Raw genomic sequence first — 14,256 nt, 5'->3', positions numbered from 1 at the left:
TCAATTGTAATCGGAGTGTCACAGTAGAAATCAACTATTTAGAATTATTCTAAACAATGTATATTTGATCAGTTTTCTTACAAAGTCCTGTTTACCCATGCCAGCTGTAGGCATGGGTGAATCAGGCACCAATTACAATACAATATTGTTTTTAGGCTGTAGCGCCGGTGGCAAAACAGTTTCTCCCAGCATTTCTCGCATATCTATTTCTATGGTCCGGCTCATTTGAGAGATGGGTACATCGTTGGCATTGCCCTCAAACGGATTTTCTGTACTCTCGCCAACTACTTCAAGCGAAGTATAAACCCAAGAAATCAGCACGCTGAAAGGCACGACCAGCCAAACCATATGGCCTTTCATCAGCCCCTCTACATTGGCATTGAGTTTATCAAATTCGGCCAGCATGCCAAAAGGCAATAGGAAGCAGAAAATTTTGATAAAAAAGGTATTGATGGTAGCAAATTGCCTCGGATAAGGAAAGTTTTTGATCCTTTCACTTTTGCCTTGCTGATCGTACAAATCTTTAACCATATTTTGCATGGCTACCAATTGGTTGCTGTCTATTTCTTTGGCAAGGTAGAGCTCCTTGATTGTCTTTGATTGCAGGCTGATTACCTGTGCGGCCCTGTTTTTGGTCGATAAAATATATTCAAGCTCTGTGGCCGAAAGGTATTTGGCCAGTTCGTTTTCGAGCGGGGTCTCTTTTTCGGGAATGGAATAGAACTGTTTGTATTCTTCATTGGGTGCCTTGCCGCTATTTTCCCAAACCCTGCTTTCGCGCATCTGGTAGCGGAGTGCAGTAAGCCAGGCAAAATGGCGATGGAATAAAAGCTGTACGGTTTCTGGTTTGCGATGGGCAAAGTCTCGACACATGGTGCCCCAGGCGCGGCTGCTGTTGAGGATGGAGCCCCATATTTGCCGGGCCTCCCAGGTTCTGCTATAGGTTTGCGTGTTCTTAAAGCCCACAATAAAGGCAGTGGCCGTGCCGAGCAGGGCTACAACCGTCCATGGAATAGCTAGCCACTTGAAACCGAATGCCTGATATAAAATAGGTGGGGCAAAGCCGATGATGAGCAGTGCGTAAATGGTACGTCTGGTCCAAACCAGAAATTCTTTTAATCTATAGGAGGTGCCTACGTGCATAGCAAATGTTTTTTAGGGGGTAGAATAGGGAATACGATAATAATAAAAATTAAGCTAAAAAATTAAAACTTTTTTGGTCGATAACTGCTTAATAGTTAGGTAATAATATAAGAGGCGATTTTGCCTTTTTTAAATCTAAATGTTATGAACAATCAAGAACAACCTGGCGCAAACCAACGTTCAGAAGAAGATAAAAAGAAAAGCAATCAGGCCGAGATTGATAGTGCTACCCATTTGGAAGATGAGGAAACCAATGGGGTAACCACAACGCCTACGCCAAAAGCGGTAGAAGGTTCACAACCTTCAATCGAAACCCCAAAACAAGACGATCCGAACCATGGCAAAACTGTTGCTTCGGATGAAGATTAGACTAGAAAATTGATGAGAGAAAATGTAAGATGAAATCGTCATTGCGATCCCGATTTTTCATCGGGAGAAACCATCTTTTTCGATAAGTTTCTGTCAATAATCAGCCATTGCCTTAACAAAAGAAGTATGCTCTTGTCTGCTAAACCTTAAAGAATAGTTGCTAAGATTTGGAGCGCTTGTTTATTGCAACTATCAAAGTCAGTCCCGCTATCCGCTATAGCCCTCGTACCTCGGGGCTGTCGCTCTTATCGGGGCTAAAGGGCAACGCTTCAGTTAACAATTAAGCAATTCGGTATTTCAGCTTTAATCGCTAACAATTAGCAATTCAATTAATTATATTATATTTGCATCAAATCAAACGCATTAAGTCTTGAGCCATGTAATCGCTAGCGCATAAAATTATTTATGATCTTTCCCAGCTCTGGGGAGGAAGCGAAATTCTATTTTCTTAATTTTAATATTGAAAACATGGCTATATCACAAAAATATGGTCGTACCTATCATTACCCGTTTTCGCCTGGCACAACCAGCGACGACAGGATAGCGCACGACTACTGGGAACATATACAGGCAATTCCCAACTTAATACATACAGAAAAACTGGACGGCGAAAATAACTGCCTGTCAAAGCTAGGCGTTTTTGCGCGTTCGCACGTGGCGCCCACTACTTCCCCATGGACAGAAAGTCTCAGGCGTTTTTGGCAATTGGTCAAATTCGATTTGGGCGACTTGGAAATCTTTGGCGAAAATTTATATGCAATCCATTCTATCGAATACCGTAAGCTCGATCATCATTTTTATGTGTTCGGCATCCGGGAGCATGACCACTGGCTAAGCTGGGAGGAAACCCGGTTTTATGCGAATATGTTGGAACTGCCAACCGTTCCGGTAATTAAAATGGAACAAACACCCTTAGACAGGCAGGCGTTCGAGGCCGAGATGCTCGGGCTTGTAAAGGGTTCGGGTGCTTTTGACCCCTATGATGCAATGGAGCAAAAGCCGGCAACAATGGAAGGCATCGTAACCAGAAATGCCAATAGCTATCCAGTAGCTGATTTTGCCCAGAACGTATTTAAATACGTAAGAAAAGGGCATGTTAAAACTGATGAACACTGGACGCGCAGCTGGAAGCGTGCGCCATTAATAAACGAAGGAGGTAAACATGTGGACCTTTAGCAAAAATAAAGAATGGACTTACCTGGAAGAGCAATTTGACTGGGTAAAACGAATGCAGGAAGTACCACAGGATTCTCGTTACCATGCAGAGGGCGACGTGGCCATCCATACCCAAATGGTGCTAAAAGCCTTACAGAACGAGCCTGCTTTTCAAGGATTGTCTGAAGAGGAGCAGGAGATTCTGTGGACTGCTGCCTTGCTTCACGATGTGGAAAAATACAGCACCACGGTACACGAGCCTGATGGGAGCATAACTTCGAACGGACATGCACGTAAAGGGGCGCAGTTTGCTAGACGGTTGTTGTATATTGACAAACCGGCCCCTTTTGCCATCCGCGAACAAATCGTTGCTTTGGTAAGGTACCATGGCTTGCCGATATGGCTGTTTGAAAAGCCAGATCCCTTAAAGGCCTTAGTAAAAGCAAGCATGGAAGTAAATACACAGTGGTTAGCTTTGTTGGCCCGGGCTGATATGCTGGGCCGGATATGCGATGACCAAGAAGAGATGCTTTACCGCATCGATTGTTTTGAAATGTGTTGCAAAGAAAACAACTGTTGGGGAAAATCACGCGAGTTTACAGTTGGCGAAGCTAAAATGTATTACCTCCAACACGAGGATGCTTATTTGGATTATGTTCCATTTGAACAGCCAAAGGTTGAAGTAGTGCTGCTCAGTGGGCTACCGGGTGCCGGTAAGGATACTTTTGTCAAAAAGAACTATCCAGATTGGTCGGTAATTTCTTTAGATGCCATTAGGACTGAAAGAGGTATTTCGCCAACAGATAAAGCAGGCAATGGACAAGTGATCCAAGAAGCAAAGGAACAAGCCAGGGTTTATTTGCGCAAGCAGGAATCTTTTGTTTGGAATGCAACCAATACCACCAGTCAGATGCGCATGCAACTGATCGAATTGTTCATGACTTACAAAGCCAAGGTCAAAATTGTCTACATCGAAATGCCTTACCAGCAATTGCATGGACAAAATAAAAACCGTGATGCTGTTGTTCCCGCAGCAGTGCTGGATAAACTGGCCTACAAATTGGAAATTCCAACCTTGTGGGAAGCGCATGAAGTCGCTTTTCATGTTGGCTAAACAAAACCGCTTCCCTAAAAGAAGCGGTTTTGTTTTTATTCGCAGGGCGGGCGGGTTAAACAATTTAGCAACAGCAACAATTGAAACTTCTTACAAGCAAACCTTTGCTAACGAAATCATTACACAGCCGAAGATCTCTTTTTTAAATGCTGTTTTATATTTGAGCTGTACATCAATCGAATAGCGTTATGAGAAGAATCCTCCCCGTTTTGTTAGTGCTCCTTGCTATTACTGTGGCTAATGCCCAAACCAAAAGACCTCCAAATGTAATCATTGTCTATTTCGACGATATGGGCTATGGCGACATCGAGCCCTCTGGGATGACAGGAATCCCGACGCCCAATTTTAACCGTTTGGCCAAACAAGGTACCCGATTTACACATTTCAATGCCGGTCAGCCTATTTGTACCGCTTCGAGAGCGGCATTGCTAACGGGTTGTTATCCGAACCGTATTGGTATCTCTGGCGCAATTTTGCCGGGCTCTACTATGGCTTTAAACCCGAAAGAAGAAACCATTGCATCGATGTTAAAAAAAGCAGGCTATAAAACAGCTATGCTAGGCAAGTGGCATTTGGGCAATCGGCCACCTTATTTTCCGATTCATTATGGCTTTGATAGCTTTTTGGGAATTCCTTATTCCCATGATATTTGGCCTCGCGATTACCAGGGCAATAAAATAACCGATCCAAAAGATACACGCTATAGCTGGCCCGAACTGGTATTGTTAAATGGCGATCAGGCCGTAGATACCATCAAAACCCACGAACAGCAAAGCAAATTCACCGAACTGTTTACCGATAAGGCCGTATCGTTTATCAAGGAAAACAAAGCCAAGCCTTTCTTTTTGTACATCGCCCAGCCTATGCCACATATTCCTTTAGCACCTTCGGCCAGGTTTAGAGGCAAGAGCGAGATGGGGCCATTTGGCGATGTAATTATGGAAATGGATTGGTCGATTGGTCAAATCCTGAATACCTTGGCAGCCTTGAAACTAGATAAGAATACTTTGTTGATTGTAGCCAGCGACAATGGCCCGTGGCTAAACTTTGGTGATCATGCCGGTTCTTCGGCTGGCTTTAAAGAGGGCAAGGCCACTACTTCAGAAGGTGGAACCCGTGTACCCATGTTTATGCAATGGCCAGGAAAAATAGAAGCTGGAGGTATTTATAGTCAGCTGATGACCAATATGGATATCTTACCCACTATTGCTTCGGTTACTGGTGCTTCGCTCCCAAAAAACAGGATCGATGGATTGAATTTCTGGCCGTCCCTACTGTCGCCATCCACGAAAAAAAGCCCTCGCGATGTATTTTACTATTATTTTAAAAAGAACAATTTAGAGGGCATCCGCTATAAGAATTGGAAACTGGTACTGCCACATCCGTCAAGTTCGTACGATCTTGTTCACGGCAAAGATGGGAAGGGTGGCAAAATATTAAAAATCGAGGTGCCTCAGGCCTTATATGACTTGGCCCACGACCCAGGCGAACGCTATGATGTGCAGACCTTGTATCCAGAAATCTTGCAAAAATTACTGGCTATTGCCGAGGATGCTCGAAACGACCTTGGCGATGACCTTACGAACAGGCCGGGAAAAAATACTAGGGAAGCAGCTGTGGTGCCAAAGCCCTAATCGCATGCTAGCAGATACAGGTAAAGCCACTCCAATGAGCGAGGCTTTAATCTATAGTTAAATTTCAAAAGCTTCTTTATTGCCGAAACTAATTTAGGTATTCAATAGATAAATACTTAAATTGGTTGTATATCAACATTAGTAGAGACTGAGACGAGAGTCTTCAGGCAAATTTCATCTGTCAAGATTAATTTTAGAGAAACCTATTGGACGATATGAAAAAAGGGCTGCTGTTTATTTATTTGCTATTGCTTTCGTGGAATTTATGTGTTGCACAGTCGACAGAATTAAAGAGCATTCAAGTTGCTCTTCCTAAAATCAGCGATAGCCTGCGCTATGTAGATGCCCTGAATCGAATGGCCATGTTGCTTTACGAAAAGAATGTTGATAGCACTTTTTATTACACCAAAATAGCCCGAGAAATTGCCAATCGCCACCACTATGAAAAGGGCAAGGCTGATGCTATGAATAATTTGGGTGTTTTTTTCGATATCAAAGGCAATTTTCAGCTGGCATTGCGCTATTATAACGAAGGGTATTTGGGTTACAAGAAATTGAAGGATTCGGCCAATTGTGTACAGGCGCTCATGAATATTGCTATGGTTTACCAGGAAATGGGCAAAGATGATCGCGCCATCCAACGCTACGACCAGGCATTTAGCCAAGCAAAACAGTTACAGCGAGACTCCATTAGGTCTTTTGCCATATATAATTACCTGCTTTCATATCCTGCCAAGTTCACCAGGGATTCTACCCAATATTATATCGCCATTGCCAAGCGTATTGCTACAAAATACAAAGACGAAAGGCTGTTGGTCGCCTTAGATCAATTAATAGCGGATGACATGATCAGCCACGGTAAGCGCAGCGAGGGATTGGCTTTACTGAAACAGGCAATTACAACGGCACTTAACAAAAAGCTGTACTATGTATCGATGGATATGCTCATCGATATGGCCGAACAGCTTCAGGCTACAGCGCCCCAGCAAACGGTGATCTACTATAAACAAGCTTTAGCAATAGCAGACCGCAACGATTACCTGTTCTATAGCGAAATACTGACCCGCAAATTGTTTGATTTTTACGATTCTCGAGGCGAACATGCAACAGCAGCGATCTATAGCAAAAAGCTCATCGGCATACATGATAAAAAGGCTGAGCAAAACAATGCTTCGGGAATAGATTATATCGATTATGCGCTCAAAGACGAACAGGTAAAATCGTTGGAAAGCCGTTATTCCTATCAGGTAGCGCTAACTATATTGTCTTGTATCGCTTTCTTGCTGGCCATTTCTACCATCATTTCTATTCGCAAACACCTGCGCCGCACCAAACAACAAAATAGCCAGATGAAAGAGGCCTTGGGTGCGCTGGAGCAAAGTCAGGCAGACAATACGCGCATGATGCGGATTGTGGCACACGACCTGCGCAACCCGATTGGAGGCATGTATTCTATTGCCTCGATGATGCTGGACGAGCCTGGCAGGTCGGAAGAAGACCGGGTAATGCTCGATTTGATGAAAACATCTGGACAGCACTCGCTAGAGCTGGTTGATAACCTGTTGCAAATTCAGTTTAGCAGCGAAGAATTGAAGAAAGAGCCAGTTGATATTGCAGAGATGCTTCAGTATTGCGTTTCGTTGTTAAAAAGCAAGGCCGAAGCCAAGGAACAGCAATTGAGTCTAGAAATTGTGCCGGCAGTATTGGCTGCCAGTCGCGAAAAGCTCTGGAGGGTAATCAGCAACCTCATTGCCAATGCCATTAAGTTTAGTCCTGTAGGCGCCAAAATTAAAGTCAAGATGATGCAAAAAGAGCAGGGAGTGCGAATTTTGGTGAAAGACGAAGGGATTGGCATACCCGCCGAAATGGGTGAGAAGATATTTGATTTGTTTACCGAAGCCAAAAGACCGGGCACTGCTGGCGAACAGCCTTTTGGCATGGGGTTAGCGATCTCCAAACAAATTGTTGAAGCCCACAATGGCAAGATCTGGTTTGAGAATAACAAAACCAATGGGACGACATTTTTTGTAGACCTGCCCTTTAAATCGGACGGGAATTAGCCTACTGAAATACCAGATTTAAGGAAACTGGAAACTCATCGGCAATGACTTGATTTTTTACCGCAGTGAAAAAGTCCCAATCTTTTGGCCTATGGTGGATGTTCCATTTGATTCTATCTATGTTCAAATCGGCCTTTGCAGTAACTATATTTCCGGTTTTTTTGATGGTCGCCATAAATTCAATAGGGTTGGTAATGCCCCTAATGGTTAGGTCGCCACTTACTTTATAAACATTGGCTTGTTTGGTCTTTACAATTTGCTTTACGATCATTACGGTAGTGGGATGTTTGGCTGCCGAAAGAAAATCCTCGCCCTTTAACAAATCGTTTACTTCTTTTCTGTCGGTAGGCGTATCCCGGTCTATGCTGTTCATGCTGTTCATGTTGATGCTGAATGCGCCGGTTGAGGGTTCGCCTGTTGCCGCATAGCTCAGGCTGCCCAAGTTGAAAGATAAATAGCCATAATGTTGTTTGCCCATGCTTTTTGGCGATTTCCAGAACAGTTTACTTTTTTTAACATCTAATTGATAGGTTTGCTGGGCGAGGCTTGCTAGTGGCAAGAGGGCCATTAAAAAGATAAGAATAGGTTTGTTGATCATGATTGTGAATATTTGTTGCGGTAAACCTAGCTATCCATCAAAAGTTTGTCATGCTAATTATTGTAAATAAAATTGTAAACTTTGTAAAATCAAACAATCAGCATATGGGCGCTTATCAAACAATATTCGGTACGTCAGGCAAATACCTATTTGGCTTGCTTGCCTTGCTATTAACCACTATCATCTGCACCGCCTTTAGTTTAAGCGAAAACGATGATTTTGACCTGGTTAAGCAAGAAATTCTGTTGCGTAAGATCGGGCACGAAATATTGCTGCATGCAGGCGACAGTACCTCAAGGGTCTTGCCTGTAAAGAAAATAGCCAAGAACGAATACCAGCTGAGGTTTGAAAATGAATTTACTTTTCAGCCAGATTCGTTGGTTAAGATCATCAGGCGTTCATTGGTTAATGACGAACTGGCATCCAATTACATTGTAAATGTACGGAATAGCTATGCCAACGAAGTGATATTCGGTTATGTGGTTTTTAAGAACGAAGCCAAGAATATCATGCCTTGCTCGGGCAGGGTGCAACCTAAAGGAAGCTATCTGATCGATATTAAGTTCGAAAGTCCGGTTATTTCTGCTTCACAAAAGAATTATCTAATCGGCGGACTGCCGATGCTGGCTTTTATAGGATTGTTGCTTGTACGCTCTGCGAAAACAAGAACGAAGCAAATCGCCGCTACAAATGCTGAACAAAACCATTTTAAAATAGGCAAAACCTTATTTGATGCGCAGAAGAGACAATTGCTTTTAGGCGAAACACTTACCGATCTTACGCTTAAAGAAAGTAAGCTGTTGCTGATTTTTGCGGCTTCGCCAAATCTCATTATCGAAAGGAGCAGGTTACAGAAAGAAATTTGGGAAGACGAAGGGGTAATTGTAGGCAGAAGCTTAGATATGTTCATTTCCAAGCTTCGGAAAAAGCTTGAGCATGATGATACCGTGCATTTGATCAATATTCATGGCAAAGGTTATAAACTAGAAATCATCGAACCTCATTTGGCCAATTAAACCAGGTGATAGGATCCCTTTTAAATTTGTAATGGTTTTTTTACAAAGCCGAAAAAGCCTTAGGCATAAATGGATTGCGGATCTGTTGACATCTTAAAGCCTAGGATTGATTAAACTATAAATTTCGATTTGACCTGCCTTTATTTTCGCTGAAGGCTATTTTTTGCAATGATCAAAACAAATCACGAAAATTTCATCATTTAATTTGCCACAACTTAAGGTTGTCTCGTTTTTAAGGTTTCTTTTTTGGTGTTTAACTGATTGTAAAAATGTTGCACATTTACTTGCATTGGGGTTGATTCTCTTGCGTTAAAGTTAATTTTTATTTAGGTTTATAGGGTCTTAGCCTAATTTGATGCTGTTTAAATCGGGTTAAAAAAAAGATAAACTTAACGCGTACTCTCATGAAAACAAGTCGCCTCACGACTTTGTCGTTCCCTTCCTTAAGCCAGTGGTCTGATCACTTAAAAGCAAGATTGCTGCATGGAATTCAAAGAATTTATTTCGCTTTATTTTTTAATGTTCATCTTTTAAAACCATCATTGGTTCGGGCTTAAGATTAAATTATTTTCAAAATGAAGAAACTACATATTTTAACAGTTTTAGGATTTGTTTGCTGTGCCCTAAGCAGCAAGGCTCAATTAGATCCTATGTCGTCCCAGTACTATTACAACCGCTACCAGACCAATTCGGCCTTTGCCGGATTTGAGCAGGGCGTAAACCTGAACGTAGGTTTCAGGAGCATGTGGAACAATATTCCCGGCGCTCCGGTAACCCAGGCCATTACCCTCGATTATGGCTTCCAGCGCTCTGGAGTGGGCCTGAATGTGTACAATGACAAGGCCGGCCTGCAGCGCCAGACCAAGGTGTTGGCCAGCTATGCCTACCACTTGCCCCTTAGCGAAAAGAACAAGCTGAATTTTGGGGTATCGCTAGGCTTCACCAACGAGCGCCTGAGCACTTCCGATATCAATGGCAACCCCAACGATGTATTGGTAGGGCAGTACAACGACCGCGAAACCTATATCGATGGAGAATTTGGGGTAGCTTTTACCAACGATCGTTTAACGGTAAGCGCATCGTTGCCAAACCTGAACAAGCTTTTCAAGAGAGACGATTCCAATGTGGCAGATATTTCCCGCTTTTATTCGGCAGCCAGCTATAAAATCTCGCTAGGCGGTGGTGGACTTGAAGGTTCTTTGTTAGAGCCCTTGGTGGCTTACCGCATGGTAGAAGGTTATAAGGATATTTGGGATGCAGGTGCACAGGTTTCGGTGCTCGACCAGCAGATCTTGCTATCAGCCATTTACCACAGCACCGAAAATGCCACCTTTGGGGTAGGGATGGACTATAAAAAGAAATACCTGATTAGCGGGATGTATACCTCTAACACTTCACAACTCAATACCTATACCAACGGTACTTTTGAGCTTCACCTTAGGATAAAATTTGGCAAATAACAACAGCTACTAAAATAAAAAGGCAAGCAGAAATCACCTGTTTGCCTTTTTTTATGCCCTTATAATTTGAAGAGTTCCTTCAATCCCGTAAAAGCAATTTGTAAGCCCACGCAGAAAATAAGGAAAGCAGAAATGCGGTTAACTATATTTTCGCCATTCTCGCCCAAAAAATGGATCAGTGTTTTGGTATTGAGGTAAAACAGGTAAATCAATATGCACATGGCAATGATCGACACCAAGATGGCTGCGGTATTTACATAATAATCCATGCTGCCCACCGTGGCGCTATGTGCGCTGAGCGTAAACAGTACCGAAATGGTTCCTGCTCCGGTAGTGGCCGGAAAGGTAATGGGATAAAATAATTTATTTTTAATGTGCCTAAAAGCCGAAAGAGGTTCGCCGTCTTTTGCCTCTTCTTCCTCATCGGGAGTTTTTTCCTGATCGGCAGCCAGAAATTCCCAGCCCATTTTACAGATCATGATTCCTCCGGCAAGCTGCACAATAGGTATGGAAAGCCCAAACAGTTGCAAAATCCAATGCCCTGCAAAGAGCGATACCGTACAGATCAGGAAAGCATAAAAAACGATCCAGTTTACTGCTTTTCTTTTTTCTCTGGCGCTGAGGTGCTCAAAATACGGACTTATTATGAACGCCGATCCTATGGGATTAACCACAGGAAAAAGCGCAATAATCCCTATAAAAACCAAGTGGACAAATGAATCGAAGAAAACTGGCATAATTGTTCGGCGGTTGTTGTACCCAAATATACTAATCGATCCGTGAATCTTTTTTCAAATCTTTGGTGCTTTTGTTGTTGAAGTTTTTCCCAAAATTAAAGCTCAGGCCCAAACGCAAATACCGTGATTGAAGCTTGTTGAGCGAGTAGATATATACATTTGGCGTATTAACCGTAACAGGATATTGATTGAGGTTAAACAGGTCTTCCATGTTTAGCGAAGCCGTAAGTTTGTTTTTGAACAATTTGTGTTGCATCGCCAAACTGATGTTGCCATTGCTGCCATTATCTAGTTGAAAATATTTGTTTCGGCTAATCAGATAGCCATAAAGCTGGATAGGAGTGTTTTTGATCAGGTTAAAATTGAGACTTAAATTGCCCGTAACCGAAAAATTATTGGCATGCAAAATATCGTTTGCCAGTTCGCTCGAAAAATTAGTTTGCGTGCCTGCCAAGTAGGCGTTAAAATTAAACCACTTGCTCAAACTATGCTGCATCACAAGGTAGGCGCCAAATTGCGTATTGCTTCTAAAGTTGTCATAAGTATCAACGTTCATTTGACTGATTTCTTCATGTTTGAGCACCTGGCTATACATATTATGTGCTTCGCTGGCAAAAAGCGAAACCATCAGGAAATTGCCAGTACCGTAGTTTTTAGTCAGCCGAAGCTCGATTTTGTTGACAAAATAAGGTTTGAGGTAGGGATTCCCCACATGGTATTGGCCCAACGAAAGCACATTTAAAAAAGGATTGAGCATGGCATAGCCTGGGCGTTGGATGCGTCTGTTGGCATTAAACGTAAACGTAGATTTGTTGTGCGTGTAAGCTAAATTAAGACTGGGAAAGAAGCTAAGGTAACTGTTATGGTAATTCGTAGCCAGTGTGGGCGAGTTTAAATGGTAGCTGAAATCTTCTAGCCTCAAGCCCAGCTGATAACTTAGTTTTTTAAGCTTGCCCGATAAAAGTCCATAAGCTGCTATTGTAGATTCGCGATAGTTGAGGCTATTGGATAAATTGGGGTCGTTGATATAACCATTATCAGTTGCCAGCTGATTATTGAAAATACTGCTGGTTTTAGCCTGGATGTACTTGGCCCCAAGTTCTAGCTGAGTAGATGGGCTCAGGTTCAGTGCAAGATCGCTGTTTGCCGTTAACAGTTGATAGGGCCTAATGGTGCTGATCTTTCTATTGGCCGCATAGTTATCCGCAAGCACTTCGCCAGCTGCATTGTAAAATGTTCTGTTAAAAACCTGATCAAGCTGATTTTGATAATTGGCATAGTTAAGGCCTAAATTGAAAAGATTTTTATTGGCGAAAGTTTGCTTATAGAAAAGATCGTAAATGTAAAAATTGTTATCGGTATGGTTGTTTTCGTTTTGCTGATAGCGATTTTGGAATAGCTGTTCGCGATTAAAAACCTTGCTGTTTAATATAGTTGGCGCATTTTGCCTAAACCAGGCACCGAAGAAGTTAAAGCCCAACAAACTCGTCGAATCCGTTTGATAAGCCAAGCCTGCCTTTAAGAAACTGCTTTTTTGAACCTGGTCTGCCCGTTGTACCTGCTCAAAACGGAAGAGCGAATCGGGCAGGTTGCTGTTTTCGTAAATATTGTTCCTTTTGTAATAGCCTTCTCGATAGCTGTAGCCATAATTGGCCGATAAATCCCACTTGTTTTTTCTCAAATTTACACTGGCATTCTGATCCGTACTTAATAGTGTAGAAACAGTACTTGATAGGCTGCCGAAAAATCCCTGAACTTGGTTTGCTTTAAATTGGATATCGATTAAGCCACCTTCGCCGTCGGCATCAAATTTGGCACTGGGACTCATGTTTACCTCAATTTTAGCCACTTTGTTGGCTGGGATGCTTTTAAGGTAAGAAGCCAACTCATCACCGCTCATCTGCAATTTTCGGCCATTTACGAGTACGGCAATGCTTTTGCCCTGTAGTCTGATGTTGTTCGAGCCATCAACGGTTAGGCCCGGAACCTGCCTCAGCATATCGAAAATAGGTCCGGTAGCTGAGGGCACTTTGCCCACATTAAAGCTATAGCCGCTGTTGGTGGCTTCAATGATGTTTTTGCTACTGGTAATACTAACTTCCTTCAGTGTTTGGCTTGCTGTGGTTAAGGCAATAACAAGTGCGTTGGGGTTTGCAGCAAGGCTGATGTTTTGATTGGCATCGAGGTAGCCCAGCAGTTTGATCCTGAGCAGATAAGTTCCAGCTTTGAGCCGGAAGGAGAATTTGCCATCCGCATTGCTCAGCCCTGTGGCTACAAGTATCGAATCTTTTTTAAGATCGAAAATATTTACCGTGGCAAAAGGCAAGTGCGCCTTGGTTTCCTGGTCTATCACCTTGCCATCTAAAGTTAAAAGGTCTTGTTGTGCCATCGAAAAATAAGGCAATAGGATTCCCATAAAGATAAAAATGTATCTTTTCATATGTAAATAAGGTTAGGCTAAAAGAAAGAAACTATTTGTTTTGGGCCAGCGAGCGGATGCTCTCTAAGTCAATGTCGTCGCCAATAAAGCAGCTCACATTGATGCCTTTTTTGTTAACGGTTAAATTAACGAGTTCAACCACTTTATTGCCATTGTTTCGGGTATAGATAATAGAAGAAACGGTATCATTCATTTCCCATTTGAAGTACTCGTTGTATACATGGGCTTTTTTGGTTGTGGCTTCTATTTGTGCGATAATTTCTTGCCTGCGATCGCTATTAAAATTCAGGGTTTTGAAAAGCTTTACCTGTTTCATAATTCTGGCAATACTAGGGTGGGTCCACATGCCCATCTCATTGCTGCGTTTCACCATCGCTTCGCCCATGGTATTAACCTGGTATTTGGCTTCGTTGCTGTAAGGTTTAAGGTACAGATCTATAAAAGTTTGTTCCTGCGTGGTATTTTTGCTTTGGCCAAATAAGCTGCCAACTGTAAAAAATAAAAGTATAGCGAGTAGGGTCGTTTTCATG

General features: G+C 42.5%; 12 protein-coding genes. 7 read left to right on the top strand and 5 right to left on the bottom strand.

Annotated features, from left to right (window positions below; all coding sequences use genetic code 11):
• Positions 1-132: 132 nt before the first annotated feature.
• A complete protein-coding gene (locus AC570H_RS13930) occupies positions 133-1,143 on the bottom strand; it encodes a bestrophin family protein (protein ID WP_497355806.1) in 1,011 nt (336 codons plus the stop codon).
• A 144-nt stretch (positions 1,144-1,287) separates the two neighbouring features.
• Between AC570H_RS13930 and AC570H_RS13925 the strand changes: the two genes are divergently transcribed.
• From AC570H_RS13925 to AC570H_RS13905, 5 genes are all read left to right on the top strand, one after another.
• On the top strand, positions 1,288-1,512 hold the full coding sequence (locus tag AC570H_RS13925) for a hypothetical protein (RefSeq protein WP_497355804.1): 225 nt from the start codon (positions 1,288-1,290) through the stop codon (positions 1,510-1,512).
• A gap of 468 nt (positions 1,513-1,980) precedes the next feature.
• Complete coding sequence (locus AC570H_RS13920; protein WP_497355802.1) at positions 1,981-2,688, top strand: RNA ligase family protein; 708 nt, start codon at positions 1,981-1,983, stop codon at positions 2,686-2,688.
• A complete protein-coding gene (locus AC570H_RS13915; RefSeq protein ID WP_497355800.1) occupies positions 2,675-3,781 on the top strand; it encodes an AAA family ATPase in 1,107 nt (368 codons plus the stop codon). The genes AC570H_RS13920 and AC570H_RS13915 overlap by 14 nt, the downstream gene beginning before the upstream one ends.
• Positions 3,782-3,969: 188 nt before the next feature.
• Positions 3,970-5,415: a sulfatase family protein gene (locus AC570H_RS13910; RefSeq protein ID WP_497355798.1), complete on the top strand. Its 1,446-nt coding sequence runs from the start codon at positions 3,970-3,972 to the stop codon at positions 5,413-5,415.
• A gap of 215 nt (positions 5,416-5,630) precedes the next feature.
• Positions 5,631-7,475: an ATP-binding protein gene (locus tag AC570H_RS13905; protein ID WP_497355796.1), complete on the top strand. Its 1,845-nt coding sequence runs from the start codon at positions 5,631-5,633 to the stop codon at positions 7,473-7,475.
• A 1-nt stretch (position 7,476) separates the two neighbouring features.
• Here AC570H_RS13905 and AC570H_RS13900 read toward each other — a convergent pair whose 3' ends face one another.
• On the bottom strand, positions 7,477-8,073 hold the full coding sequence (locus AC570H_RS13900) for a YceI family protein (protein WP_497355794.1): 597 nt from the start codon (positions 8,071-8,073) through the stop codon (positions 7,477-7,479).
• Positions 8,074-8,123: 50 nt separating this feature from the next.
• Here AC570H_RS13900 and AC570H_RS13895 point away from each other — a divergent pair, with 50 nt between their 5' ends.
• Positions 8,124-9,089, top strand: coding sequence for a winged helix-turn-helix domain-containing protein (locus AC570H_RS13895; protein ID WP_497355793.1), 966 nt, complete (start codon positions 8,124-8,126; stop codon positions 9,087-9,089).
• 575 nt (positions 9,090-9,664) lie between these two features.
• The gene (locus AC570H_RS13890) at positions 9,665-10,549 is read left to right on the top strand and encodes a PorP/SprF family type IX secretion system membrane protein (protein WP_497355791.1); all 885 of its coding nucleotides are present in this window, start codon (positions 9,665-9,667) and stop codon (positions 10,547-10,549) included.
• A 59-nt stretch (positions 10,550-10,608) separates the two neighbouring features.
• Here AC570H_RS13890 and AC570H_RS13885 read toward each other — a convergent pair whose 3' ends face one another.
• Genes AC570H_RS13885 through AC570H_RS13875 form a run of 3 tightly spaced genes read right to left on the bottom strand, consistent with a single transcriptional unit; the run spans position 10,609 to position 14,255 of the window.
• A complete protein-coding gene (locus AC570H_RS13885) occupies positions 10,609-11,286 on the bottom strand; it encodes a MarC family protein (protein ID WP_497355790.1) in 678 nt (225 codons plus the stop codon).
• 31 nt (positions 11,287-11,317) lie between these two features.
• Entirely contained in the window at positions 11,318-13,726 is a 2,409-nt protein-coding gene (locus AC570H_RS13880) for a TonB-dependent receptor (protein WP_497355788.1), read from the bottom strand.
• 31 nt (positions 13,727-13,757) lie between these two features.
• Positions 13,758-14,255, bottom strand: a complete 498-nt coding sequence (locus AC570H_RS13875; protein WP_497355786.1) for a DUF4252 domain-containing protein — start codon at positions 14,253-14,255, stop codon at positions 13,758-13,760.
• Between the last annotated feature and the right edge of the window lies 1 nt (position 14,256).

The sequence above is a fragment of the Pedobacter sp. B4419 genome, assembly GCF_059693725.1.
The sequence above is the reverse complement of the archived record's forward strand: the minus strand, read 5'-3'. Positions and strand labels throughout refer to the sequence as shown.

Bases quoted from the DNA above. Each gene is read 5' to 3' on its own strand.
- AC570H_RS13930 (WP_497355806.1), bottom strand. From the start codon at position 1,143: ATGCACGTAGGCACCTCCTATAGATTAAAAGAATTTCTGGTTTGGACC.
- AC570H_RS13925 (WP_497355804.1), top strand. From the start codon at position 1,288: ATGAACAATCAAGAACAACCTGGCGCAAACCAACGTTCAGAAGAAGAT.
- AC570H_RS13920 (WP_497355802.1), top strand. From the start codon at position 1,981: ATGGCTATATCACAAAAATATGGTCGTACCTATCATTACCCGTTTTCG.
- AC570H_RS13915 (WP_497355800.1), top strand. From the start codon at position 2,675: ATGTGGACCTTTAGCAAAAATAAAGAATGGACTTACCTGGAAGAGCAA.
- AC570H_RS13910 (WP_497355798.1), top strand. From the start codon at position 3,970: ATGAGAAGAATCCTCCCCGTTTTGTTAGTGCTCCTTGCTATTACTGTG.
- AC570H_RS13905 (WP_497355796.1), top strand. From the start codon at position 5,631: ATGAAAAAAGGGCTGCTGTTTATTTATTTGCTATTGCTTTCGTGGAAT.
- AC570H_RS13900 (WP_497355794.1), bottom strand. From the start codon at position 8,073: ATGATCAACAAACCTATTCTTATCTTTTTAATGGCCCTCTTGCCACTA.
- AC570H_RS13895 (WP_497355793.1), top strand. From the start codon at position 8,124: ATGCTAATTATTGTAAATAAAATTGTAAACTTTGTAAAATCAAACAAT.
- AC570H_RS13890 (WP_497355791.1), top strand. From the start codon at position 9,665: ATGAAGAAACTACATATTTTAACAGTTTTAGGATTTGTTTGCTGTGCC.
- AC570H_RS13885 (WP_497355790.1), bottom strand. From the start codon at position 11,286: ATGCCAGTTTTCTTCGATTCATTTGTCCACTTGGTTTTTATAGGGATT.
- AC570H_RS13880 (WP_497355788.1), bottom strand. From the start codon at position 13,726: ATGAAAAGATACATTTTTATCTTTATGGGAATCCTATTGCCTTATTTT.
- AC570H_RS13875 (WP_497355786.1), bottom strand. From the start codon at position 14,255: ATGAAAACGACCCTACTCGCTATACTTTTATTTTTTACAGTTGGCAGC.